Annotated in this window: 1 protein-coding gene; it reads left to right on the plus strand. The window is 60.5% G+C overall.

Features of this window, described 5'->3' with window-relative positions; genetic code table 11:
- Positions 1-66: 66 nt before the first annotated feature.
- Positions 67-253, plus strand: a 187-nt coding sequence (locus GRB80_RS16015; RefSeq protein ID WP_161424420.1) for a transposase, incomplete at its 3' end; no start/stop codon positions are given.

Here is a 253-nt window from a genome sequence, read left to right on the forward strand (position 1 = left end):
TGAAGTGGTCCCCGAAATTCGGACCAGGCGCTAAGCTCTGATCAGACCGACCAGGAGACCCTGATCATGAGCAAGAAACGTCGGCAGTACAGCAACGAGTTTAAGGCCAAGGTGGCCCTCGCTGCGCTAAAGGGCGATGAGACCACCTCGGCGCTGGCGGCTCGCTTCGAGGTGCACCCGTCCATGGTGAGCCAGTGGAAGCGTGAACTGCTGGACAACGCCGCTGGCATCTTCGACAGCAGCAGCGGTAAGG

The organism is Halomonas icarae, from assembly GCF_009901955.1.
GTDB classification, from domain to species: domain Bacteria; phylum Pseudomonadota; class Gammaproteobacteria; order Pseudomonadales; family Halomonadaceae; genus Halomonas; species Halomonas icarae.